The 24,055-nt window shown below is 64.7% G+C and carries 22 protein-coding genes; 15 read left to right on the top strand and 7 right to left on the bottom strand.

Annotated features, from left to right (window positions below; genetic code table 11):
- Window positions 1-91 precede the first annotated feature (91 nt).
- From AB0Y14_RS03060 to AB0Y14_RS03040, 5 genes are all read left to right on the top strand, one after another.
- Complete coding sequence (locus AB0Y14_RS03060) at window positions 92-1,051, top strand: tetratricopeptide repeat protein (protein WP_436587782.1); 960 nt, start codon at window positions 92-94, stop codon at window positions 1,049-1,051.
- A gap of 177 nt (window positions 1,052-1,228) precedes the next feature.
- Window positions 1,229-2,110, top strand: a complete 882-nt coding sequence (locus AB0Y14_RS03055; protein WP_436587781.1) for an ABC transporter ATP-binding protein — start codon at window positions 1,229-1,231, stop codon at window positions 2,108-2,110.
- Window positions 2,092-3,669, top strand: coding sequence for a hypothetical protein (locus AB0Y14_RS03050; protein ID WP_436587780.1), 1,578 nt, complete (start codon window positions 2,092-2,094; stop codon window positions 3,667-3,669). The genes AB0Y14_RS03055 and AB0Y14_RS03050 overlap by 19 nt, the downstream gene beginning before the upstream one ends.
- Window positions 3,670-3,756: 87 nt before the next feature.
- Window positions 3,757-4,083 (top strand): DUF3039 domain-containing protein, encoded by a 327-nt coding sequence (locus AB0Y14_RS03045; protein WP_436588810.1) that lies wholly within the window; start codon window positions 3,757-3,759, stop codon window positions 4,081-4,083.
- A gap of 155 nt (window positions 4,084-4,238) precedes the next feature.
- The gene (locus AB0Y14_RS03040) at window positions 4,239-6,023 is read left to right on the top strand and encodes a DEAD/DEAH box helicase (RefSeq protein WP_436587779.1); all 1,785 of its coding nucleotides are present in this window, start codon (window positions 4,239-4,241) and stop codon (window positions 6,021-6,023) included.
- Here the strand turns inward: AB0Y14_RS03040 and AB0Y14_RS03035 are convergent.
- On the bottom strand, window positions 6,007-6,642 hold the full coding sequence (locus AB0Y14_RS03035) for an isochorismatase family protein (protein WP_436587778.1): 636 nt from the start codon (window positions 6,640-6,642) through the stop codon (window positions 6,007-6,009). The two genes, AB0Y14_RS03040 and AB0Y14_RS03035, sit on opposite strands and share 17 nt — an antisense overlap.
- 51 nt (window positions 6,643-6,693) lie before the next feature.
- The gene (locus AB0Y14_RS03030) at window positions 6,694-7,956 is read right to left on the bottom strand and encodes a nicotinate phosphoribosyltransferase (protein WP_436588809.1); all 1,263 of its coding nucleotides are present in this window, start codon (window positions 7,954-7,956) and stop codon (window positions 6,694-6,696) included.
- 126 nt (window positions 7,957-8,082) lie between these two features.
- Here AB0Y14_RS03030 and clpS point away from each other — a divergent pair, with 126 nt between their 5' ends.
- The 7 genes from clpS to AB0Y14_RS02995 all read left to right on the top strand — a co-directional run bounded on the left by clpS (window position 8,083) and on the right by AB0Y14_RS02995 (window position 13,335).
- A complete protein-coding gene (gene clpS, locus AB0Y14_RS03025) occupies window positions 8,083-8,430 on the top strand; it encodes an ATP-dependent Clp protease adapter ClpS (RefSeq protein ID WP_436587777.1) in 348 nt (115 codons plus the stop codon).
- A gap of 2 nt (window positions 8,431-8,432) precedes the next feature.
- Window positions 8,433-8,987 carry a DUF2017 domain-containing protein gene (locus AB0Y14_RS03020; RefSeq protein WP_436587776.1) on the top strand — a complete coding sequence of 185 codons (555 nt, stop codon included), beginning with the start codon at window positions 8,433-8,435 and terminating at the stop codon, window positions 8,985-8,987.
- A gap of 137 nt (window positions 8,988-9,124) precedes the next feature.
- Window positions 9,125-10,180 (top strand): glutamate racemase, encoded by a 1,056-nt coding sequence (gene murI, locus AB0Y14_RS03015; protein ID WP_436587775.1) that lies wholly within the window; start codon window positions 9,125-9,127, stop codon window positions 10,178-10,180.
- Entirely contained in the window at window positions 10,171-10,965 is a 795-nt protein-coding gene (locus AB0Y14_RS03010) for an MBL fold metallo-hydrolase (RefSeq protein ID WP_436587774.1), read from the top strand. Before murI ends, AB0Y14_RS03010 begins: the two co-directional genes overlap by 10 nt.
- Before the next feature lie 67 nt (window positions 10,966-11,032).
- On the top strand, window positions 11,033-11,794 hold the full coding sequence (rph, locus tag AB0Y14_RS03005) for a ribonuclease PH (RefSeq protein ID WP_436587773.1): 762 nt from the start codon (window positions 11,033-11,035) through the stop codon (window positions 11,792-11,794).
- Window positions 11,791-12,456, top strand: coding sequence for a non-canonical purine NTP pyrophosphatase (locus AB0Y14_RS03000; protein WP_436587772.1), 666 nt, complete (start codon window positions 11,791-11,793; stop codon window positions 12,454-12,456). The genes rph and AB0Y14_RS03000 overlap by 4 nt, the downstream gene beginning before the upstream one ends.
- A 15-nt stretch (window positions 12,457-12,471) precedes the next feature.
- A complete protein-coding gene (locus tag AB0Y14_RS02995; protein WP_436588808.1) occupies window positions 12,472-13,335 on the top strand; it encodes a phosphotransferase family protein in 864 nt (287 codons plus the stop codon).
- A 31-nt stretch (window positions 13,336-13,366) separates the two neighbouring features.
- Here AB0Y14_RS02995 and AB0Y14_RS02990 read toward each other — a convergent pair whose 3' ends face one another.
- Window positions 13,367-14,455: an ADP-ribosylglycohydrolase family protein gene (locus AB0Y14_RS02990; protein ID WP_436587771.1), complete on the bottom strand. Its 1,089-nt coding sequence runs from the start codon at window positions 14,453-14,455 to the stop codon at window positions 13,367-13,369.
- Between the two features lie 79 nt (window positions 14,456-14,534).
- Here AB0Y14_RS02990 and AB0Y14_RS02985 point away from each other — a divergent pair, with 79 nt between their 5' ends.
- From AB0Y14_RS02985 to AB0Y14_RS02975, 3 genes are read left to right on the top strand one after another with little or no spacing between them, the layout of a single operon-like run.
- Window positions 14,535-15,701, top strand: coding sequence for an exonuclease SbcCD subunit D (locus AB0Y14_RS02985; protein WP_436587770.1), 1,167 nt, complete (start codon window positions 14,535-14,537; stop codon window positions 15,699-15,701).
- Window positions 15,698-18,793 carry an AAA family ATPase gene (locus AB0Y14_RS02980; RefSeq protein WP_436587769.1) on the top strand — a complete coding sequence of 1,032 codons (3,096 nt, stop codon included), beginning with the start codon at window positions 15,698-15,700 and terminating at the stop codon, window positions 18,791-18,793. The genes AB0Y14_RS02985 and AB0Y14_RS02980 overlap by 4 nt, the downstream gene beginning before the upstream one ends.
- Window positions 18,790-20,175, top strand: a complete 1,386-nt coding sequence (locus AB0Y14_RS02975) for a hypothetical protein (protein ID WP_436587768.1) — start codon at window positions 18,790-18,792, stop codon at window positions 20,173-20,175. The genes AB0Y14_RS02980 and AB0Y14_RS02975 overlap by 4 nt, the downstream gene beginning before the upstream one ends.
- Window positions 20,176-20,203: 28 nt before the next feature.
- Here AB0Y14_RS02975 and AB0Y14_RS02970 read toward each other — a convergent pair whose 3' ends face one another.
- The 4 genes from AB0Y14_RS02970 to AB0Y14_RS02955 form a co-directional block, all read right to left on the bottom strand.
- Window positions 20,204-20,857 carry an MBL fold metallo-hydrolase gene (locus AB0Y14_RS02970; protein WP_436587767.1) on the bottom strand — a complete coding sequence of 218 codons (654 nt, stop codon included), beginning with the start codon at window positions 20,855-20,857 and terminating at the stop codon, window positions 20,204-20,206.
- A 2-nt stretch (window positions 20,858-20,859) separates the two neighbouring features.
- The gene (locus AB0Y14_RS02965) at window positions 20,860-21,960 is read right to left on the bottom strand and encodes an S-(hydroxymethyl)mycothiol dehydrogenase (RefSeq protein ID WP_436587766.1); all 1,101 of its coding nucleotides are present in this window, start codon (window positions 21,958-21,960) and stop codon (window positions 20,860-20,862) included.
- A 120-nt stretch (window positions 21,961-22,080) separates the two neighbouring features.
- Window positions 22,081-22,920, bottom strand: coding sequence for an alpha/beta fold hydrolase (locus AB0Y14_RS02960; RefSeq protein WP_436587765.1), 840 nt, complete (start codon window positions 22,918-22,920; stop codon window positions 22,081-22,083).
- Between the two features lie 4 nt (window positions 22,921-22,924).
- Window positions 22,925-23,878: a YihY/virulence factor BrkB family protein gene (locus AB0Y14_RS02955; protein WP_436587764.1), complete on the bottom strand. Its 954-nt coding sequence runs from the start codon at window positions 23,876-23,878 to the stop codon at window positions 22,925-22,927.
- Window positions 23,879-24,055: the final 177 nt, after the last annotated feature.

The raw sequence follows: 24,055 nt of genomic DNA, 5'->3' as shown, positions 1-24,055 counted from the left end.
TACGAGGTTGGGACCGCTTCCGCGTGTTTGAGATGATTGTGCCAATATCGTGAGTCCCGCAGGGATTTCCCACGGCGAAAGGATTGATGACATGACTTCAGGACCGTTCGGCTCGACCGACGCGCAGCCGCAGCCGGAAGAGAACATTCCGGATTCGGTGCGTTCGGCTCCCGACCTGTCGCGAATGGGCGGTTCGGGCCAGCCAGAGGGAGCACCGAGCCAGCCGGGCGGAGGGAAGACGTACCGTCGCGCGGTCACCACGACCGAAGAGTTCCAGGAAGCCGCGCAGCTGTCCGGTCAGGGCCCCGTTGTTTTCGCTCTGTACAGCGGCAAGGACCAGCAGGCCGTCGACTCGGTCGCTCAGCTCGAGCACATCGTCAATCAGGCCGGCGGCCGTATCCTGCTGGCGGCCGTGGACATCGACCAGGCCCCCGAAATAGCGCAGGCCTTCCAGATCCAGGGAACCCTTGGGGTGGTCGCTATGTTGGGCGGCCGCCCTGCGCCGATGTACAACTCCCCGGTGCCTGCCGAGCAGATCCAGGAGCTTTTGGGACAGGTCCTGCAACTGGCCCAGCAGTCTCAGCTCACGGGAACCTTCGAACCCGTCGCCGCCGGGGGAGCAACCGAGCCGGCCCCCTTGCCGCCCGAACACCAGAAGGCCCAGGCTGCTATGGAGCAAGGCGATTACGAGGCCGCGGCCGATGCTTACAAAGAGGCCCTGCGGGACAAGCCCGCCGATAGGGAAGCCAAGATCGGCCTGGCACGCGTCGGTCTCCTGCAGCGCGTACAGGACCAGGACCTGGACCAGGCCCGTGAAACAGCGGCTTCCCGTCCGGACGACGTCGAGGCCCAGTTGGCCGTCGCAGACCTCGACGTCTCCGGGGGCCACGTCGAGGACGCTTTCAACCGGTTGATTCGCCTGATCCAGCGGTCCGATGCGCAGACCAAGGACACGGTGCGCGAGCGATTGCTGGAACTGTTCGAGGTCGTCGGTGCCGAGGACGAGCGAGTGGTCAAGGCGCGGGGAGCCCTGATGCGGGCTCTGTTCTGATCAGTTGAGGGTGCACAGCCACCGGATTCCTCTGCGCGAGGCGGCAGGATGGTGCAGGATGAGTCGTCAATTCTGCACGGGACTGCCGCCTCGCACCGTGTCGATGGGGTCTGTGAAACTCGCGGATTCAGCCCGTGGGATGATGACGCCGGGGTGCTGACATGATGTGATATTTCCATGGACAGAGATACGAATCACCTCAGCACCACGGGGCAACAACCGGCCTCCGACTCCGGTGGCCCGCCTCCCTTTCACGCAACGTCACCAGATCGGCAGGGGACCCATGCCGCTTCGGCTCCATCGGTACGAGACGCGATCCGCATCGACGGCCTGTCGCGGGTTTTCGGCGACCGTGAAGTCGTCCACGGCATCGATCTGACGATCCCGTCCGGATCGATGTACGGCCTGGTCGGCCGCAACGGGGCGGGCAAAACGACGACCCTGTCCATGGCAACAGGTCTGCTACGGCCCACCAGCGGGACCGTAAGCATCCGCGGAGTCGATGTGTGGCAGAGGCCTCGCGAGGCCAAGAGCCTGGTAGGCGTCCTCCCGGACGGAGTGCATCTGTTCGATCGACTAACCGGCAGGCAACTCATTACGTACGCCGGCTTGCTGCACGGCCTCGACAAGGAAACGGTCGCAGAACGGTCCGAGGACCTGCTGAAAGCGATGGACCTGACGGACGCCGCGAACACGACCGTGACCGATTACTCGGCCGGAATGCGCAAGAAGATCGCGTTGGCCTCCGCGATGGTCCATGCTCCCAAGGTTCTCGTTCTGGACGAGCCCTTCGAATCCGTGGACCCGGTGTCGGCCTCGAATATTCGGGACATCTTGGCCGGATTCGTGCGGAACGGTGGAACCGTCGTCGTCTCGAGCCACGTCATGGACCTGGTTCAGCGCATGTGCGACCACGTGGCCATCATGAACCAGGGATCGATTCTCGCCGCCGGAACGGTCGACGAGGTCCGGGGCGAATCGAGCCTCGAGGACGTGTTCGTGGACCTGGTGGGCGGTCGCGTCGAGTCGGAAGGGATTTCATGGTTGGGAACCTCCTGAGCCTGAAGTGGGCGCACTTCGTGGCGTCGCTCAAACGCAGTGGCTGGGCGCTGGCCGGAACGATCATCGGAGCGGTCTACGCATTGTTCGGCCTGTTCGCCGTCTTCGCGGTCTTTATGGCCCAGCGCGGCGGCGATCCCGAGACCGTGCAGGGCCTCGCGGTGATCCTCGCGGCGCTGGTGTCGGCTCTGTGGTGCATCGTCCCCGTCGTCATTTCCGGCCAGGACTCGACCCTGGATCCGGACATTCTGGCACCGTTTCCTCTCAAACCGGGAGAGATCCTCGGGGGTCAGCTGGCGGGGTCCGTCATCAGCATCTTCGGGATGATGACGCTGATCGGTTCGTTCTTCCCCGTGATGGGGTGGGCATCCCCCTTACCGGCAGTGGTGTCCGTGTTCTCCGGGATCCTCGGATTCCTGATTCTCATGATCTGCTCCCGCTTGATGAGCGCGCTCGGCATGGCCATACGCCAGAAGCGCTTCTTGGCGGAAGGTATTGGAGCCGTATTCTTCCTGGCCCTGCTGTGCGCCGGACCCCTCGCCGAGTCGTTGACGGAGAGTCTGTTCTCGCCCTCGTGGGTCCATGCCGTCGCTTCGGTGCTGGGGTGGACCCCGCTGGGTGTCGCTTGGGCGCTTCCCGGCGACGTCGCGCAGGGCCAGTGGCTCGTCCTGGCGCTGCGGCTGGTCGTGACGGCGGTGTGCCTGGTCGGCGGCCTTCTCCTGTGGCGGACGGTCATCGCCCACCAGATCAGCCATGTGGGCGCGGGCGGGGCATCGTCTCCGGGCAGGAGCAAGTCTGGTACCTCGCTCGGACTGTTTTCGAGATTCCCCGCTTCACCGGTGGGCGCCGTGGCGGCACGAACCGCGACCTACTACCTCAAGGATCCTCGTCTGAACTTGAACCTGCTGGTCGCCCCGGGCTTCCTGGTGGTGTTCTGGTTCATGGGGACCGCGAACGGCGGAGCATCGCTGATCATGGTGGGGCCGCTGGTCGGGTGGATGCTTGCCTGGCAGAGCTCTTACTCCGTCTCCTATGACAACACCGCTTTTGCACTGCACATGACGGCGCCGGTCACGGGGGTCCAGGATCGTTGGGGGCGCACCCTCGGCATGGTCGTGGTCTTCGTGCCGCTCGTCGTCGTGGTATCCGCCGCGGCGATGCTTCTTCAGGGGACCCCGGGCGGTATTCCCACCAACCTCGGCGCCTCATTGTGTATGCTCCTGGCCGGTTTGGGGGTGGGCGCCTGCATCTCGGTTCGCTACGCGCTGCCGGTCGCCGCCCCGGGGGAGAGCCCCTGGAAATCGCGGAAGAACAATTCCGGCATGGCCAACGTCCTCATCCAGTTCCTCACGAGCTTGCTCATTGTGGGTCTGGCCCTCCCGGTCTGGGTCCTTCTGGGCGTGGGGGCTTTCACGGGGAATCCCGTGTTCGGCTGGATCGCGCTCGTGGTCGGTTGTCTGTACGGGGGCGCCATGCTCTGGGTCGGTGTTCGCCTCGGTGGAGTCTGGTACGACAAGAGGGCACCTGAGCTCTATCAGGACCTGGCCAGACTCCGGTAGAGGCTCATCGAGCCGTTCTGTGCCCCGGACGAGCGACGAGAATTTCGGTTCAGCGCGTCCGGGGCACGGGCGTAGAATGGTCGCATGATGTTTGACCGAGCCCTCGAAGTCCTTGACACGTCCGAGCCGCTGGACGATACCGGTTACGGGACGACCCCCGGCGGTGGCACCGCGACCATCGAACGCGAAGAGACACGCCAATTCGCCGAGCCCGGAGACCACGAACGGTTCGCGCACTATGTGCGCAAGGAAAAAATCATGGAGTCGGCGCTCTCCGGCGATGCCGTGATCGCACTCTGCGGCAAGGTCTGGACGCCGGGCCGGGACCCCGAGAGATTCCCGGTGTGCCCCGAGTGCAAGGAAATCTACGAATCCATGCGTGGCGGCGACGACAACAACGACAACGACGAGTAACCGCTCTCGATCGTGATTGCCCGACGGCGCGTCATCCCCTTGACGTGCTCCGGCGGGTGGAGGAGTGACGACGTCGCGATCGGGCGACGTCGTCACCGGATACAGTGCGTCCATTCTGCCCAGAACCCGTGACGATCAGGAGTGATCAGACACCAGTGCCCGACGACCTCTCCCAGCCATCGCTCTTCGGCGGATCAGCCGCCGACCTTCCTCCGGCCTATCCAGATCGAGCGGCGTGGGGCACGGCTCCGAAACTGCGTGCCTGGCAGGCCGAAGCGCTGGAGAAGTACTTCGCCGCCGAGCCCCGAGACTTCATGACCGTGGCAACGCCCGGGGCGGGAAAGACGACCTTCGCACTGCGCGTGGCCAAACAATTGCTGGACCGGGGGACGGTTTCTCGCGTGACCGTCGTGGCACCGACCGATCACCTGAAGTCCCAGTGGGCCGATGCGGCGGCCCGCGTGGGCATCGCGATCGACCCCAACTTCAAGAACTCCGACGGGCACCACGCGCAGGGATACCTCGGGGTCGCCCTGACGTACGCCCAGGTCGCGAACAAGCCCCTGTTGCACCGGGCGCGGACCGAGAACGCAAGAACGCTGGTGATCCTCGACGAGATACACCACGCCGGTGACTCGCTGACCTGGGGCGACGGCCTCCAAGAAGCGTTCGAACCGGCGCACCGCCGGCTCGCTCTGACGGGCACGCCCTTCCGATCCGACTCCTCCAGAATCCCGTTCGTGAGCTACGAACGCGACCAGGAAGGTTTGCTGCGCTCGCAGTCGGATTATTCCTACGGCTATGGTCCCGCTCTGGAGGATCACGTGGTCCGACCGGTGATCTTCATGGCGTATTCCGGCAAGATGCACTGGCGCACGAGCGACGGCGATGAGATGGCGGCCGACCTCGGGGAGGGGTTCACCAAGGACATCACGGCCCAGGCATGGAGAACAGCGCTCGATCCTCGGGGCGAATGGATTCCGTCGGTGCTGGCCGCGGCCGACCGTAGGCTGACGGAAGTTCGGCGCACGGTCCCGGACGCCGGCGGTCTGGTCATCGCCTCGAATCACGACGACGCCCGGGCGTATGCCGAACGGTTGGCCAAAATCACGGGCTCTCAACCGACGCTGGTTCTCTCCGACGACAAGACCGCTTCGGATCGGATCGACCAGTTCTCCGCCTCCGAAGACCGATGGATGGTCGCCGTCCGCATGGTTTCCGAGGGGGTCGATGTTCCCCGGCTCGCCGTGGGCGTCTACGCGACCTCGACGTCCACCCCATTGTTCTTCGCCCAGGCCATTGGGCGTTTCGTCCGTGCCCGGAAACGTGGCGAAACCGCTTCGGTATTTCTGCCCTCGGTTCCGATCCTCATGTACTTGGCGCAGGAGATGGAGGCCGAGCGGGACCACGCCCTGGACCTGAAAGACAGTCCGGACGAGGAAGAGATCGTCGCGGCCGACGAGGGGCTCGACGACCACCTCATCGATGAGGCCAATCAGGAGGAGAACGCCAGTTCGCGGTTGGCCTCGGGCAAGTTCGAGGCCATCGGTTCCCAGGCGTCTTTCCACGGGGTGCTCTACGACGGGGAGGACTACCACGGGTACGAGGTCGGTTCGGACGACCAAGACTTTCTCGGGATCCCCGGCCTGCTCGACGCCGATCAGGTGGGAACGCTGCTCAAACAGCGTCACGAGCAGTCACGGGGGAAAGCCCCTGAGCCTGCGGCGGCATCCGTTCCCGATCATCGCCAGCTGAAGGACCTGCGCCAGAAACTCGCCAAGAATGTCTCGGCGTGGGCAGCCCGCACGGGGGAGCCGCACGGATCCGTACACAATGCTCTCCGGCGCGAGTGCGGCGGCCCCCCGGTGGCCCAGGCGACCGCCGAACAAATTCAGGCCCGCATCGACAAACTGCAGAACTGGTTCATCGGCCGACGCTAGAGGACTCGATGATCTCGACTCCGGCGTCCTCCATTTCTTCGACTGCCTCCTCCGCGGAGTCCTCGTGAATGCTGGCAGTCAGGTCGAGGAGGACGCAGGTCTCGTAGCCGGCATCGACGGCGTCGAGGGCGCTCGCGCGCACGCAGTAATCGGTCGCAATGCCCACGACGTCGACGTCGGTAACCTCCTGCTCCTGCAACCAGTCGTCGAGCGAAACCTTGAGGGTCCCCTCGGCCGTTTCGCCTGGCTCGTGTTCTCCCGGCATCACGGACTCCTCAGGCGCGAGAAGGCCTTCGAAACCCGAATATGCGGCCTCGTGCTCGCCCTTCCGGAAATATGCGGAGACGTAATCCGTTTCAAGATCCGGATGCAGGGCGGCACCCTGGGTGTCTGCCACGCAGTGCTCGGGCCACGAATTCTCGAAATCGGGGGTCTCACTGAAATGTTCGCCCGGGTCCACGTGCCAGTCCTGGGCCGTGACGATCACTTCGTACGCCGCCTGGTGGGTCTGCAGGTAGCCGGAGATCAGGGAAGCGACCTCGGAGCCCCGCTCAGTCGCGAGGGGGCCGTCTTCGCAGAAGTCGTTCTGGACGTCGACGATGAGCAACGCTCGGGTCATGCTGGACCTTTCTGAAGGATTCAGGATCAGTGGTCGGTCAGAAGAATTGATTCAGTGGTCGAGGAATTCGGTCGGAACCGCGGGTTCCCCTTCGGAAAGCCGCCGGATCGCCCGCGGGAGTTCCCGAGTCGACTCGTGGTGCCGTGCAACCGCCGAACGCAATCCTTCGGGTCCTGTGGACCCCGGGAGAATGTCGCCGTCGGTCACGAGCGGATGCATCAGCTGCCGGAAGTCGGGGCCGCTCACCAGGTCCGGTGACAGAGCGACCGATTCCGCGATGGCGGTGCCGTCGCGGTCTAGTCGTCGACCAGCGTGTTTGCGGCCGCCCATCGAGCCCTTGCCCAGGGACCGCTTGGCCACGGAAACCAGACTGCCGTCTGAGTCCTCGCGAGCAACCATCTTGTACACCATAGACGATGTGGGGGCTCCCGAGCCGGTCACGAGGCGGGTGCCCACTCCATAGGAGTCCACCGGCGCCGCGGCCAGTCCGGCGATCGCGTACTCGTCCAGATCGGATGTCACGGTGATCTTCGTGTCCCGGTTGCCGAGGTCGTCGAGGAGCTGCCGCACGGCGACGGCCTGGGCGGCCAGGTCTCCCGAATCGAGGCGAACGGCGCCCAGCTCGGGACCGGCGAGATCGACGGCGCGACGGACGGCCTGCTCGACGTCGTACGTGTCGACCAGCAGGGTCGTGCCCCGGCCCAGGGAATCCAGCTGCGCGCGGAACGCGGACTCCTCGTCGTCGAAGAGGAGCGTGAACGCGTGTGCCGACGTGCCGATCGTGTCGATGGCGTAGCGACGGCCCGCTTCCAGATTGGAGGTTCCCAAGAATCCTGCGACCACGGCAGCTCGCGCAGCAGCGACCGCGGCCCGTTCGTGTGCCCGTCGTGACCCCATTTCCAGGCATGGCCTGCCGTCGGCGGCTCCGGTCATGCGCGATGCAGCCGAGGCGACGGCGGAGTCGTAGTTCAGGATGGACAGCAACAAGGTCTCCAGAACGCAGGCCTCCGCGAACGGAGCCTCGACCTGGAGAACCGGGGAATGGGGGAAGAAGGCCTCGCCCTCCGCGTAACCGCGGATCGAACCGGAGAAACGGAAGTCGGCCAGGTACTCGAGGGTCGGACCGTCCACCACCCGTTGCTCCTGGAGGAAGCTCAGCTGGGCGTCGTCGAAGACGAAATTTTCCAGTGCCTCGAGGAAACGTCCGGTGCCTGCGAGCACGCCGTACCGTCGGCCGGCGGGCAGGCGACGGGTGAACGTCTCGAAGACGCACCGTCGTTCGTGCACGCCGGCGCGAATCGCGGCCTGCAGCATCGTGAGTTCGTAGTGGTCCGTCAGGAGCGCGGGGGAGTCTGATGTCACCCCCCAAGCCTACCCAGGGCTCCCCGCGGAACCAACGAGGAAGGCGTGACCCGGGCGAAACGTCTAGGATTGAGAATTATGGTCAGTCAGTCTGCACAGAATCTGCCCGTGGCCAGTGAGTCCGCCCCGGAAACCTCCCCGGGGACCACGCCATCTGCCGACGTCGGCCTCTTGGACCGGCCCGCCGAAGACAACCCCTGGCGCGTGATCGTGTGGAACGATCCCGTCAACCTCATGAGTTACGTTACCTATGTCTTTCGAGCGCATTTTCATTACTCTCAGGACAAGGCGAGAACCCTCATGATGGCCGTCCACCAGGAGGGCCGAGCCACGGTGTTCACCGGCGGCCGGGAAGACGCGGAAAGGCACACGAGTGCGATGCACGGGTACGGTCTGTGGGCGACATTCGAACGGGACGGAGGCTGAACATGGCCAAGGAATTCAGGAGCGGGCGCAAGGGCATCACCGGCGGCCTCGAAGGGGCCGAACGCGAGCTGCTCATCAAACTGTTCCAGGACGTCATCACAACCCTCGAACCCGATACCCCGGAGGACGAGGATCCGCTGGCCACCTTGGTGGGTATCTCCGAGGATTCTTCGATTCCGGAGGACCCCGCCCTGGCCCGGTTGCTTCCGCAAGCCAGCGACGACGACGAGGAAGCCGCCGAATTTCGGCGGCTCACCGAGCGATCCGTCAGGGAAGCAAAGATCGGTCATCTGAAGATGGCCGCCATGGACTGCGAGTCGCCCAAACTTCTGCTTGATCACGAGCACTCCATGGCTTTCGCCTCCGCGCTCAACGACGTCCGGTTGGTTCTGGCCACCCGGCTGGGCATCGAATCCGAGGAGGACGCACAACGCGTTGCCTCCTACACCGATTGGTCCCAGGCGCAGGACGTCGAATCCTACATGTCCCTGGTCTACCAATTCGTCTCCTGGTTGCAGGACTCACTCGTCGAAGCCATGCTTTCCGACCTCGACTGATCGGGGACGACGCTTCAACCAGCCGTCCGATCAGCGGATATGCTGTGGTCGGACCGGAGTGAGTTTTCCCGCATTGCCGATCCGATGACCCCGTCGGGCCCCGGTCGAGACCATTAGCCGCTACCCTCGAAAGCACCATGAACAGCCACTTGACTGCCGACGATTCGCAGAAGCTCACCGCGTGGGGCAGTGCAGCCCCTTCGGCACCCACGCCGGGCGCGCCGATCGGCGTCTTCGATTCCGGAGTCGGTGGGCTCACGGTGGCCAGGGCGATCATGGATCAGTTGCCGCACGAGAAGGTCATGTACGTCGGTGACACCGCGAACGGTCCTTACGGACCCCTGCCGATCGCCCAGGTTCGCGCCAATGCCCTCAGAATCATGGACGATCTGGTGGATTCGGGCGTCAAAGCCTTGGTCATCGCGTGCAATACCGCCTCCGCGGCGGTGCTGCGCGACGCGAGGGAAAGATACACGAGGAAGTACGGCATCCCTGTCGTCGAAGTGATCCAGCCCGCAGTTCGTCGTGCGGTCGCCGCGACCCGCAATGGCAAGATCGGGGTCCTGGGGACCGCGGCCACCATTTCTTCCAGAGCCTACGAGGACTCTTTCGCGGCGGCCCCACATCTGACGGTGCGGTCGGAGGCCTGCCCGGAATTCGTCGATTTCGTGGAACGCGGGGTCACCACGGGACCAGAGCTCCTTGAGACCGTGGAAAGACACCTCGTGCCCATTCAGGACGCCGGTGCGGACACCGTGATCCTCGGATGTACCCATTACCCCCTGCTGACCGGCGTGATCTCCTACGTCCTGGGACACGGGGTGACCCTGGTGACGTCCTCAGAGGAGACGGCCAAGGACCTGTTCCGAGCCCTGACCAACGAGGGACTGCTCCGAACCGAAGGCGCAGCGCCGGAGCACGAGTTCGTGGCCACGGGAGACCCCGAGGCATTCCAACAGATCGCCCAGCGATTCCTGGGCCCCGCGGTGACGGGAGTCCGGCATACGCGCAGCATCGCGGAGTCCTTTCCGACGGCGTCCCTCGCCGTCGTGACCCCTGAGCAGCAGGTGTCGGCCAGCGTGACCCTGCCCGCCGACCCCAACGTCCACTCGGCTGATGATCCGAGTCCGTCACGGAGTGCCCCCGGTCCGCACGGAGACCCCGAACCGCCGAGAGGAACATCATGGAGCTGAAAGTCATCGGTTGCACCGGCTCGTTCGCCGGGCCGCAGTCCCCGGCGTCCTGCTACCTGGTCTCATCCACTGATTCCGCGGGACGAATCTGGCGGGTCCTTCTGGACATGGGAAGCGGCTCGCTGGGAGAGATCCAGAAGCACATCGAGCTCACCTCGATCGACGCCGTGTTCGTGAGTCATCTGCACCCCGATCACTGTGTCGACCTTGCCGGACTGTATATTGCGGCTCGCTGGGACCCGCGCGGATGGTCCACCGGCCCCATCGACGTCTGGTGCCCCAAGGGAACGGACTCCTACCTGGCCCGGACGCACAGCATGCCCCCTGAAGCGACCCTCGGCGACCAATTCAACTTCCACGAATGGGCGGACGAGGAAATCGTCGAGGTCGGCCCGCTGTCCGTCCAGCCCTTCCGGGTCGTGCACCCCATCGAGGATCCCTTCGCCCTGCGCGTGACCGAACACGGTGAGGGTGGCGACGTTGTCCTGACGTATTCGGGAGATTCGGATGCCTGCGAGGGACTGACCCGAGCCGCGGAAGGCTCCGATCTCTTTCTCTGCGAAGCCGCCTACATGGAAGGACGCGACGACGGCCTGCGGGGCATCCACCTCACGGGGGCAAGAGCCGGGCAGACCGCCCAGGAGGCCGGAACCCGCCGACTCCTGCTGACCCACTTGCCCATCTGGAACGACAAGACCACGGTGCTCGCTGAGGCCCGTGATCACTTCGACGGGCCGGCCGAGGTGGTCGCTCCTCTGGCGGAATACACGCTCGGTCGCGCCTGACCGACGGACCGACTCAGCGGGCCTGTCACCGTGGGCCATTCACGCCGGGCGGCGGTATGGTGAAGACATGACTTCTCAGACCTCCCCGAACAGTGCCACGACGAGAGCCGACGGGCGAGCCGTCGACGAACTCCGGCCCATTTCCATTACCCGTGGCTGGTCCCGCAACGCGGAAGGCTCCGCGCTCATCGAGTTCGGCAATACGCGAGTCCTGTGCACCGCTTCGCTGACCGAGGGGGTGCCCCGCTGGCTCAAGGGCGAGGGCAAGGGGTGGGTCACCGCCGAATACGCGATGCTTCCCCGGGCGACCAACACGCGCTCCGCCCGCGAATCGGTCAAGGGAAAGATCGGCGGACGCACCCATGAGATCTCACGCCTGATCGGACGTTCCCTGCGGGCCGTGATCGATACCGAGGCCCTGGGGGAGAACACGGTGGTTCTCGACTGCGACGTGCTCCAAGCCGACGGCGGAACGCGCACGGCCGCCATCACCGGGGCCTATGTTGCGCTCGCAGAGGCCGTCGCGTGGGCACAGCGCGAGGGGATCGTGGATCGGAAGAAGACCCCGTTGACCGATTCCGTTTCGGCCGTCTCGGTCGGGATCATCGACGGGACCCCGATGCTGGATCTTCCTTACGTCGAGGACGTCCGGGCCGAGACGGACATGAACGTGGTGGTCACCGGTTCGGGGTCCTTCGTCGAGGTCCAGGGAACGGCCGAAGGAACCCCCTTCGACCGTGACGAGCTCAATCTCCTGCTGGACCTCGCGTTGGCGGGCACCTCGGAACTGGCAACGATCCAGCAGCAGACGCTCGAGGAGTCGGCATGAGCTCCGAGGGACAGCCAGAGCCGGTACTCGTCCTGGCGAGCCACAATGCCGGGAAACTGGTCGAACTGCGAGAAATACTCCGGGGTCGTGTCCGTGGCCTGGACGTTGACACTCAGGTGGTGGACGCCGGTGCGGTCGGTGCGCCCGACGTCGTCGAAACGGGCGTGACGTTCGCGGAGAATTCTCTCCTCAAGGCGCGGGCGGTGGCGGCGGCCACGGGGCTCGTGGCCGTCGCCGATGACTCCGGTCTGTGCGTCGACGTCATGAATGGTGCACCCGGGATCTTCTCGGCGCGCTGGTCGGGACGCCACGGGGACGACGCCGCCAACATCGACCTGCTCCTTGCCCAGTTGGGTGACATTCCCGAGGAACACAGAACGGCCCACTTCGAGTGTGCGGCGGGACTTGCCGGTCCCGGAGGCGTCGAGGTCGTCGAATACGGGCGCATGCCCGGTCGTCTTCTGAGGAGCGTCACCGGAACGAACGGTTTCGGCTACGACCCGATTTTTGCACCCGACGAACTGACGGGTGGGGACGCCGGGCTGTCGGCGGCTCAGATCTCCGCCGAACTGAAGAATGCGATCAGTCATCGGGCGAGGGCCTTCGCGGCGCTCGTTCCGCATATCGACGCTGCGCTCTCATCGGATCTCGCCCAGAGGTAGTCATTCGTGTCCCGTATGTCCAGATTCGCCCAGATGCGATACTTCCCCCTCATCAAGGCCGTATTGGACCAGGCAGGTGCTCCCGTCGGGCCCGATGAGTGGGACGTGCACTCGAACGGGTCCGCGCACATCGTGGTCAACGCCGGCCATCGGCTCAGCGTGAGAGTGGCCAAGAATCTGACGGCCGGCGAGGCCATGGAGACCAGGACCAGGTTGTTGCGGGCACTTCCCGACGACCTTCCATTCGCCGTTCCTCGGCCGCTGACCCGGGTGATCTCACGCGCGGGGTATACGGCCGTGGGCCTCAGCTGGATTCCCGGGGAAGCCAGGGACATCGGGCCGGCGCCGGCCCGTCAACTCGGACGAGCCTTGAGGGCCATCGGAGGCATGGACCCGGTGCCCCTCGAACCCTATTTGGAGCCGGTTCACCACCACTGGGGTGGGGACGACTGGGAGAAGACGCTGAGAGAACAGGTCGTGCCCCGGTTGCTCCCCGGCAATCGGCACGTCGCGGAGCGTCTTATCGAGGAAGTCCTGGAGATGGAGCCCGTGGACCCGCGCATCATTCACTCGGACTTCTCCGGGCACAACATCCTCTGGAACAAGGACAAATTGACCGGCGTCATCGACTGGGACCACGCGGCGCTCGGGGACCCCTCCTGGGACATCGCCGCCGCGGCGAACTGGTACGGCTGGGACGTGCTGACGAAATGCGTCGGCAAGGAGTGGGCGGAACGGGCAAAAATCGTCTATCACCTCATGCCCCTCCAATCTGTCGGCTATGCCATCGTGAATGGGGGCGGGGGAGCCATCACGCGTCAGTCCCTGGAGAGAGCCGACGCTTGGTTCGAGGAGCACCGGGGCGAGCTCCCCGCGTGACCCGTCGCCATCGGCCCGGCCCCCGACGAACTCAGGACTGCGGCAGGAAGCCCTCCCAGGCGCGCACGGCGGATGTCCACCGCCCGACGGCGGCATCCACGGTGCACGGCACCGCCGGGCCGTCACCGGGGAAGCCTGGCTGGTCCCGTGTATGCACGGCGTGCTCTTGGTCCCCCGGACGAGCGGCCTCCCTGAGCACCTGCGCGAGGCATCCCGCGACGGTCCCTGAATCGTCGGTTGCCTCGCCCTCCATCGCGGAGCGGACGGCGTGGACCAGGACCGAAACGCATTCGACCTCGACCGGGTCTTCTGCTGCCGTAGGGTGTCGAGCCAGACTCTTCACGGCGGCCGTGGTCCCGGGAGCCTCGGCGAACAGGGCGCTGAGGCCTCGGTCGGAGCTCCCCATCGCCGCGTACTGCTGCCGGAGCCCGCGAGGAGCTGCGGTCCGGCCGGCATCGCCGTCGGGCAGGACCGCGGCAACATCGTCCAGGGCCTTCTCGATTCTCGAGGCCGACGTGGCGGACTCGGACGTATCCGTGGCGGACGAGGCGAGACAGGTTCTCAGGAGAAAGACCCAGGCAACCCCACAGGCAAGGGCCTCTGGCGACCCGTGTGTCAGGCCCGTGACATTGGCGACCAACTGTCCGAGGTGCGGAGCTGAATCCTGTGGGTACAGTGCCAATGGAGCGAGCCGGGGGAGAAAAGCAGCCGAGACGGCATCCGGAAAATCGTGTCGTGCGGGATACTGCATGTCCGGCCGCCCCAGGGCCTGTGCCGTCGTCGCGTCGAGAGAGGCCAACTCCAGGTCTCTCTCCGAGAGGTCCTGGCCGGCCGTTGATTCCCAACCGGCCCGGGGCGGCAGCGGAGCCGACGGGTCCACCGAGAGCCCGATGACACGGGCCCAGCGAAAGTTCTGCAACCAGATCGACGCCGTTTCGTCGGCGGACTGGCCCCTGCACGCCCACTCGACAATGTCGCTCATACCCTCCAGCGTCGCGACCGTACCCACCGCCAGGGCGGGGTCGGCATCGGTTGCGGCTCCCAGTACACGGTGAACCATGTCTCGGTACTCGGGGCGGGCGGGCGACGGCGCGGCCGGAAGGCAGGTTGAATCGGGCATGCGAAGTATTCTAGTCGGCGTCCCCGGACCGCCCCTCGGGCTGCCTTAACTTGTCAGTCGGGCGGGATAGGTTGAGCGTATGAGAATCCTTCATACCTCGGACCTTCACCTCGGCAGGTCCTTCCACGGTCGCTCTCTGTTCCGGGAACAAGAGGCGTGGGCACGCGAGCTGATCGCTATGTGCGAGGCGCAGGAGGTCGGCGCCGTCATCATGGCGGGGGACATCTACGACCAGGCCTCACCCAGGACCGATGTCATCGAACAGTTCTCCCGGCTTCTCACCCGCCTCCGGGATCTCGACGTCGAGGTCGTGCTGACCAGCGGGAACCATGATTCCGCGGCTCGGTTGGGTTTCGCGTCGAGCCTTCTCGAGAGCGCCGGAGTGCACTTTCGGACGCGTATTGAGGACATCGATCGCCCTGTGCGCCTGGCCGACGGCACGCTCGTGTACGGGATCCCCTATCTGGATCCGCGCTCGTCCGCGGCCGTACTGGGAACCCGCCCCACGCATCACGAGGTCCTGTCGGCCGCCGTCGAGCGGGCACGCGACCACAGGCTGCGTCACCCACACCAAATGGCCGTGATCGTGGCCCACTGCTTCGCGAGCGGAGCCGAGGGAACGGATTCCGAAAGGATCATCGATACCGGCAACCTCGGCGTCGTCTCCGCGGATATCTTCGATGGGTTCGACTACGCGGCGCTGGGCCATCTGCATGGGAGACAGGCGATACGGGATACGGTCAGGTACAGCGGTTCGCCCTTGCCGTTCTCCTTCTCGGAGGCCAACCACCGGAAGGGGTATTGGTTGCTGGACACCTCGGCGGAATCATTGCACGTCGAGGCGGGAGAATGGACCAAGGCGGTTGACTTGGCGTGCATCTCCGGGGAACTCGAGGACCTCTTGTCCTCGGAAGATGTCGCCTGGGCCGAAAACTGCCTGTGCCAGGTCACCCTGACCGACCGACGCCGGCCGGCTCACCCGATGGAGCGGTTGCGCGCCCGATTCCCCGAAACCCTTGAGCTCAAGTTTTCAGGCCTCGAAGCGGCCGAGCAGGACACGTACGCCTCACGAATGGCCAAAGCCCAGTCTCCGGCGGAAGCGTGTGCGGCCTTCTACGAACAGGTCAGGGGCCGGGAACTCGATACGAGGGAACGCGAGGAAATCATCTCGGCGGTTGCCGAAGCGGAAAGGCTTCGGGCTGCGGGTGACATGGACTCACCGAGCGGGGAGGAGGGACAAGCATGAGGCTGCATCACTTGGAACTGTGCGCGTTCGGACCGTTTCCGTCCAAGGAACGCGTTGATTTCGACACCTTGAACGAGGCCGGGCTCTTCCTACTCAGCGGCCCGACCGGGGCCGGCAAGTCGACCGTCTTCGACGCCATATGCTTTGCCCTCTACGGCTCGACCACTCGCCCGGAGAACACGAAGAGCCTCTACTCCGATTTCGCGAAGCCCGGTACCGAACCGTACGTGGACCTCGAGCTGACCGTGGGGGGCCACCGTTACCGGATCCATCGAACCCCCGAATGGGCTCGACCCTCCACCAGGGCCAAGAGCGGCTGGGTTACGGAACATCCCCAGGTGGCTCTCTACCGTTGCCTCGCGGAGGACGACGCCGCAGCCTCCGACGCGGACTGGGAAGTCCTGTCCGTACGGAACGACGAGGCCGGCAGGATCGTCTCCGAAGCATTCGGCCTGACGAGGGAGCAGTTTGCGCAGGTCGTCATGCTTCCACAGGGGCAATTCGCCCGCTTCCTCTCGGCATCATCGGACGATCGCGAAAAACTCCTCAGACGCCTGTTCCCCGTGGACCTGTATTCCGACGTCCGGGACGTGGTGAAGCAACGGTCCGACGCCGCAGCCCAGCGATTCCGAGACTTGTCGGCCGAGGTCCGGCGGGGCCACGAGGAGGTCAAGGCGCTGCTCGAACGTCTCTCGCTGGCCGAAGAAGTCGAACCCGACCAGGCGGATGGCATGGTGTTCGTCAACATGCAATCAGCGATGGACCGTCTGGAGCGCGCCCGGTCACAGGCCGCGACGGCTCGTGACGACGCGGGCGAGCAAGCCAGCAAAGCCGGTCGAAACGCTGATGCTGTGGAAAGGGGAATCGGGGAATGGCGGGAACACGATCGGCTCGTGGCGCGCAGAACCTCCGTGCAGGAGGCCGAACAACGGATTGCCACGGACAGGCAGACGGAGGAACGCGCCGCCGCATCGATTCCGGTCCATGAAGCACGGGAGCGGCTTCGACAGACCCGGCAGCAAGTGGCCGACAAGGAGAACCAACTCGCAGACCTTCTGACTCGTGCTCGCACCCTGACCGAGGAGCCGGTTGCGGCCGTGGCGGAATCGGAATCAGAGCGCGAGCTGGAGCGTTCCTACTGGACCTCACCCGATCAGGTCGATGGCGAAGAATACGATGGCCTGCTCGAGCGTCGTCGTGAAACCGTGGGGGAATTGCTGCGCAGAATCCGGGACGCCGAGGAACTTGAGACGGCATTGCTTGAACCGGTCCGGAGGAAAACCGAATCGGAAGCACAGCTTCTTCGTGCGGTCGAACGAGAGAATGAGCTCGGGCGGACCCGCGAGAGACTGGCTCACGAGCACGATGAACTCTCCGAAGCGATCTCTCTCCTGCCCGAAGCTGCCGCGGCCGAGTCGGAAACCTCTCGTGTGCTCGAGCTGACTCGTCGTGCCCAGGGAACCCGAGATGACTTGGGGAAGGCAACGCAGGACGCCGAGCAGGCGGAATCACGCCGCAAGGAAGCTTCTCGCCAGTACGACGACCTGATGAGCAGGCGTTTCCGGCAGGCCGTCATGGTTCTTGCCGACGATCTCGAGGCCGAGCAACCGTGCCCGGTGTGCGGGTCCACCGAGCATCCTGACCCCGCCCACGCCGAAACATCGGGTCGTGAACTCATGGTCTCGGAGGAGGACCTCGAACGGTCCGCCCGAGAGAGGGACAGAAGCGACGCGCTCGCGAAGGAAACATTCGCTCGGTGTGCCGAGCTCAAAAGCGCGCTCGAGGAGCTGGAGTCCCAAGGTGCACGCGCTCGTCTCTCTGAGGCCGAGGACGCCGCGCGCGAGGCAAAAGAACGGCACCGAAAGGTCCACGATCAGAAACAACGGTGCACGGACATCGAAGGCCGTCTGGACAGCTTGTGGCAGGAAATTCGCGACGCCGAATCACGGTCCCAAGAACTCAGAGTGGAGATCAGTGCGCTCGATTCCACGATCCAGGAGCTTCAGGACCGACGGGCCACCGCCTCGTCCGCCCTCGCCGGGGTGCCGGGCCGAGACGGGCTGGGCAGGATCAAGGCACGAATTGAGAAACTTCGTGAGCATCGGTCCGCGACCGACCGCTTGCGAGGACACGTACAGGGTCTGAGAGAAAACGAGCAAGCCGCGGTGGCCGACCTCTCCCGAGAGGTGACCGAGAGCATCTTCGACGATGCCGACGAGGCAGAACGGCACTGGCTTCCCCCGAAGGAACTCGCTGCATTGCGCGAGAGACTACGGGCTTTCGATGAGGAACGCGCCCGCATCGACGAAGCCTGGAACGCCGCGTGGCACGAGGCCATGCTGGAACGTATCGACGCGGGAGAATCCCGGCCCGACCCCGAGGACGCGGAACGGACCCGGAGGGCCGCAGAGGAAGCCAGAAAGAGCTATGAGGAGGAGCTGGCCAGGGAAACCACGTTCCGTGAGGGCCTGTCCACGGTCGAGCGGATCCGTTCCGGTGACCAGAATCTGCAAGTCCAGGTCCAGCAGGCCTCGGATACCGCGCGGATGCTCAAGGACCTGGCGGATGTGGCCTCAGGCCTCGGTGGGGAGAATCTGCAGAGGATGTCCTTGACCACTTTTGTGCTCGCCGCGCAGCTCGAAGAAATCGCCGAGGCCGCGACCGTCAGACTCAAGAACATGACCAATGGTCGGTACAGTCTGAGACATTCCGACGCCACGGCCGGAAGGAACAAGAAGTCGGGCCTCGGGTTGGAGATTTTCGACTCCTGGACCTCCGAAACCCGTTCGACGTCGTCCTTGTCCGGGGGAGAGACGTTCATGGCGTCATTGTGCCTGGCCCTGGGTCTGGCGGATGTGGTCCAAGCCCGTGCCGGAGGCATTGAAGTCGATACACTCTTTGTCGACGAAGGTTTTGGATCCCTCGACGAGGACACTCTCGAGGACGTCATGGACGCCATCGACGGCTTGCGCGAGAATGGCCGGGTCATTGGTCTCGTCAGCCACGTCGCCGACATGAAAACCAGAATCCCCGAGCACGTGAGAATCACCAGGTCCCCGAGCGGGTCCTCATTGGAGTCGAAGTCATCATGAGTATGCCGCCAGTGACCGGGCCGCAGCCCCAGCTTCCCGAGCGTGACGAGCGCCGGTCGGCGAACGATCGATTCGGCGACGACGGCCAGCAGGGCGGCTCCAAACGGCCCACCGAGAGCACCATGGACCGGTTGCGGATCCTCACCGGGCTGGCGGGCCTCGGGTACTTGGCCATTTCGGTCATTGCACGGTTGCCGGTAGCCATGCTTCCGCTCGGAACCCTCATCATGATCGTTTCGTGGACGGACGAGATCCTGCTCGGGGGATTCGCGGCGGGTGCCATGGCGCTGAGCATGGCGGTCATCGTGCCCATCTACGGTGCCATAGCCGAGAAGATCGGTCAGCGGCTCGTCCTGATGTTCTGCGTTCTCTCGAACATCGCGGCCATACTGTGGCTCATTAGCGAATCCGTGGAACTGCAGAAGCCGTCGGGCGGAAGCGTGACCGGTCTGCTGTCTGCCTGCATCGTGACGGGAGCGACCTCTGCTCCCGTGGCGGCCTTGGCACGGATTCGTTGGGCGGACGAATCACATCGCCTCGCCGACCGATCGCTCCTGAGTTCCTCCCTGGCGTTCGAGTCGGTGGCCGACGTCGTCGCCATCGCGCTAGGAGCCGCGGTGACCGGCGTGGCGTCCCTGCTCTGGCACGCGCACTCGACCCTGTTGCTGGTCGGCGCCATCAACCTCGTTTCGGTGTCGGCCTTCGCCCTGACCCGGCTGCGGCACAGTGCGGCACCGTTGCCCAAGCCCGGACCACCGAGCCCGGAAAAACAGCGGGACAACGCGACGCGGCGCAAATTGATGTGGTTCCCCGTGGTCGGAATGGGAACGCTGGGCCTGCTCCTGGGGTCGATGCAATCGTCCCTCGTCAGCCTGAGCCAGAATTTTGATTCGGTCGAAGGTGTGGGGTTGCTCTACGCGGTGCTCGGTCTCAGTTCCCTGGTCGCCGCGATCACGGCGAATCTTCTTCAGGTCCGGACATCCACGTGGGGCGCTTGGCTGTTCTGGGCCTGCGCCCTGACGCTGGTGTCCCTGCCCGCCTCGATGCCAGGATCCATCCCGACCATGGCATTGGCCCTTGTCTTTTTGGGATTCGTGGTGGGTATTGCCCTCATCGTGACCGACTCCGTCGCTACCGCTGTCACGCCCAACGGCACCCTCGACGTCGTCATGGCTTCGACATTTGCCGCGCTCCTCAGCGGGACCGCGCTCGGGCTGGTCTGGGGAGCCGTCCTGGGGGATTCCTTGGGGTACAACACCGCGCTGCTGTTGCCCGTGCTGAGTGCGACGGCATACCTCATCCTGGGTCATACGTATGGCTACCTCTGGCGCCGATACTTCGAGTCCAGCATTCTCGGCGGCAAGCACAGTGCCCAGTCCTGACGCCGCCGCCGAGATGCCGGCCGGGTGATCACTCTCCGCGGTCGATCCACTCCTGGCGATGCGGTGCCTCGGCCCCGATCGTGGTCGAATCGCCGTGACCCGTCAGCACCACGGTGTCCTTCGGCAACACGAGCAACCGATCAGTGATCGACGCGATGATGGTCGGGAAATCGCTGTATGACCGACCGGTGGCCCCTGGGCCACCCTGGAAAAGGGTGTCACCCGAGAACACCACGGGAGACGCCCCGTTCCAATCGAGGTCTTGCGAATAGAAGCACACCGACCCCGGTGAATGCCCCGGAGTATGAATGACGCTGAGCGTGGCATCCCCCACGGGGATGTCGAGCCCATCGGTCAGCCGGTGGAATGACGGAGCAGGTTCGCTATGGGTCAGCTTCCACAGTGGTTGTTCGTCGGGGTGCAGAAAAATCGGGGCGCCGAAGCGGCCTGCGGCCTCCACCGCAAGACCCGCGTGGTCGTCGTGCGCGTGAGTCAGGAGAATCTTCTCCACGGTTCGCGAACCGACGGCGTCGGCGACCACGTCGAGATCGTGTGCCGGATCGATGACGACACATCCCTGGTCGTCCCCGACGACCCAGACGTTGTTGTCCACATCCCACGTACCGCCGTCGAGACTGAATGTCCCGCTCGTCTCGCGATGTTCGATGGTGCTTTGTGCCATGGTTACGCCTCCGCCACTTCAACGACTGAACGCAGGACCTTGCCCTGCGTCATCTTCTCGAAGGCCGGTTCGATGTCCCCGAGCCCGATCTTCTCGGACACGAACGCATCAAGATCCAACCGTCCGAGGAGGTACTGGTCAACGAGCATGGGGAAATCGCGGGAGGGAAGAGTGTCCCCGTACCACGCGGATTTGATCGAGCCTCCCCGTGAGAACACCTCGTCCAGCGGCATCTGAAGGGTAGTACCCGGGTCAGGAACACCGACGAGAACCACACGACCGGCCAAATCGCGGGCCTGGAAGGCCTGTTCGAAGGTCTTCGCGATTCCGACCGCATCGATGACCAGGTCGGCTCCATAGCCCCCGGTCAGCTCCCGAATAGCCTCGACCGCATCCTTCGACGAGGAATTGACCGTGTGCGTGGCTCCCAGCGACTTGGCGGTGGCGAGCTTGTCGTCGTCGATGTCGACGGCGATGATCGTGGTGGCCCCCGCCAGGGCAGCGCCCGCGACGGCAGCGGTTCCGACGCCTCCACAACCGATGACCGCAACGGACTCCCCGCGAGCGACTTGGCCCGTGTTGATGGCGGCGCCGATTCCGGCGGTGACGCCACATCCGAGGAGCCCCACGGCGGCATACTGGTCGGTGTCCAGATTTCCCTCGATCTTGGTGCACTGACCGGCGGCCACCAAGGTCTTTTCCGCAAATGCACCGATACCGAGGGCAGGCTCGAGCTCGGTGCCGTCCTCGAGGGTCATCTTCTGCTCGGCGTTGTGCGTGTCGAAGCAGTATTGCGGTTGGCCCTTCTTGCATGCCCGGCACTCGCCGCAGACGGCGCGCCAATTCAGGATCACGTGGTCACCGGGCTCGACATCGGACACACCGTCGCCCACCGCCTCGACCACGCCGGAGGCCTCGTGGCCCAGCAGGTACGGAAAGTTGTCTCCGACACCGCCACGCTTGTAATGGAGGTCGGTTTGGCAGACGCCGGACGTCAGAATCTTGACGAGAGCTTCACCGGGACCGGGATCGGGAACGTTGATGGTCGTGACTTCGACCGGCGCGTCCTTTTCCCTCGAGATGACGGCCTTGACCTTCTGCATGAGAGCCTCCTTGGAGATCAATGTATGGTCTGAGCGGCGTCGAAGGGTGTCCTTCGGAACCGCTTTGACATCAGTCAACCACAACGGATCGGGGACATGCCGCGTCGAGCGTTTCTCGGCTTAATTCGCGTCAAGGTGGGCGGTGACCGCACGTGCGAATGCGCCGGAGGTGAGAGCGTTGACGTGTGTACGCCCGGGAAGCTCACGGTAGACGGCCTGCGGGCCGAGATATTCGACCAGGTCGGGGGAGTCCTGGGCCACGTTGTCCTTGCTGCCGGCGACGACCAGCGTGGGTTGAGTCGGAGCGTGTCCCGTGGACGGTCTGAATTCGGGTACGGAAAGTCGGTCGGCGCACGTCAGTAGGCCGCGTTCATCGAGGTCCGAGGCCTCGACGAACTCGAGGACCTCTCGCGCGGCGGGTGACACGCTGGGATCGTCCCGAAGCGAACCTGTGCGTACACCGTGGGCGAATCCGGACAATTCGTCGTGGGCCGGCAGGCCTCCGAGAACCAGTCGCCGAACCAACCGCTCCTCTTCGCAGGCGAGATCCCAGGAGAGCCGTGCCCCCAGAGAATAACCGAACAGGTCGACGACGCCGCGGTCAGGGCCCCGGGAACCATTCGCCTCGTCGTCAAGCGACCGGCGAATGGCCTCCGACATCGAATCGAGGACGTCGAGGGCGGTCAGGGAGTGGTCCAAGGAGTCTTCGAGGGCGAGGACGCCTTCGGTGACCCGTCTCTGCCCGCACTGGGCGCGAATGCGGGATGCGACCGAGGCATCGTCGTGCCACGGAAGGTGGAGAAATACGAGGGTTCTCTGGGATCCGAGACGCCGAAGCCAGCCGGTTGCCAACCAACACTGCGTGACCGTGGTTGCGAAACCGTGGACCAGGACCAGAGGCACGGAACCCGCGTCGTCGAAGTGTTCGCCGGCGACGCGGGTCCATCGAAGATCGGGCACGGAATCAGCCCTGGTCGGAGTAGTCCAGGCGATCGTTCTGGAGCCGCAATCTGCGCCCTTCGTCCACGAACTTCTGACGGGATTCCACGAGCTTGTGCGCCTGCCGCGTATCGCGGGGAGGCAGCTGAAGGTGGTCTTCGGCGCGGATCCCGGCCTCGAGCTCACGGGCTCGCTCCAATTCGGAGTCCAGCACGGCGCCGAAGAGGAGGACGTTGTTCATGATCCAGATGAACAGCAGCATCACGATCACGCCGCCGATGGTTCCGTAGGTTGCGTTGTAGCTGCCGAAATTGGACACGTAGAAGCCGAAGGCTGCGCCCGCGATGCCCATAGCGACGAGCGAGAACGCGGCACCCGGGCTCAACCACTGGAGCTTCGGCTGCTTGACGTTCGGGGTCGCGTAGTAGAGCAGGGCAATGAACGCGACGGCGAGGATCAGCATGACAATCCACCTGGCCCAGCTCCAGACCGCCACAGCCGTGTCGCCGAGGCCGATCCAGTCGCCAGCGGCGTGGAGAACGCTCCCGGACAGGAGGAGAACCAGCATCATGATCACCACGATCACGACCATGAAAAAGGTGACCACCAGATTGATCGGCCGCAATTTCCAGATCGGGCGTCCCTCGACGACGCCGTAGATCCTGTTCAGGGCACGGCCGAATCCACCGACGTAACCGGATGCGGTCCAGAGGGCGCCGACAACACCGGTGATCAGGGCGATCACGCCGGCTCCCGTGGAGCTGGTCAGTTGCGTGATGGGTTCCTTGATGAGCTCCATCAGTTCTTCCGGCGCGTAAGGCCGGATGAAGTCGAGAATCGCCGTCGTGGTGGTGTCTCCCTCGCCGAACACGCCGAGCAGTGAGACGACGGCCAGCAGTCCAGGGAACAGGGACAGTACCGCGAAATACGTCAGCGAGGCGGCGAGATCGGTCCCGCCGTCGGCGGTGAACGAATTCACTGACCTTTTGAACACGTATCCCCACCCGGGTTTGCTGATCTGGGACAAATTCTTCGCTTTGTCCCGATGAGCCGCTTTCGGGGCGTGTTCCGATTTGTGAATTGTCTGTTCCGAAAGATCCATGAATAACGATCCTGTGGTTTCTAGGGGCACGACCTCATCGCGCGGTGCAGTGTG

The sequence above is a fragment of the Rothia sp. HC945 genome, assembly GCF_051370785.1.
Lineage (GTDB): Bacteria > Actinomycetota > Actinomycetes > Actinomycetales > Micrococcaceae > Rothia.
The sequence above is the reverse complement of the archived record's forward strand: the minus strand, read 5'-3'. Positions and strand labels throughout refer to the sequence as shown.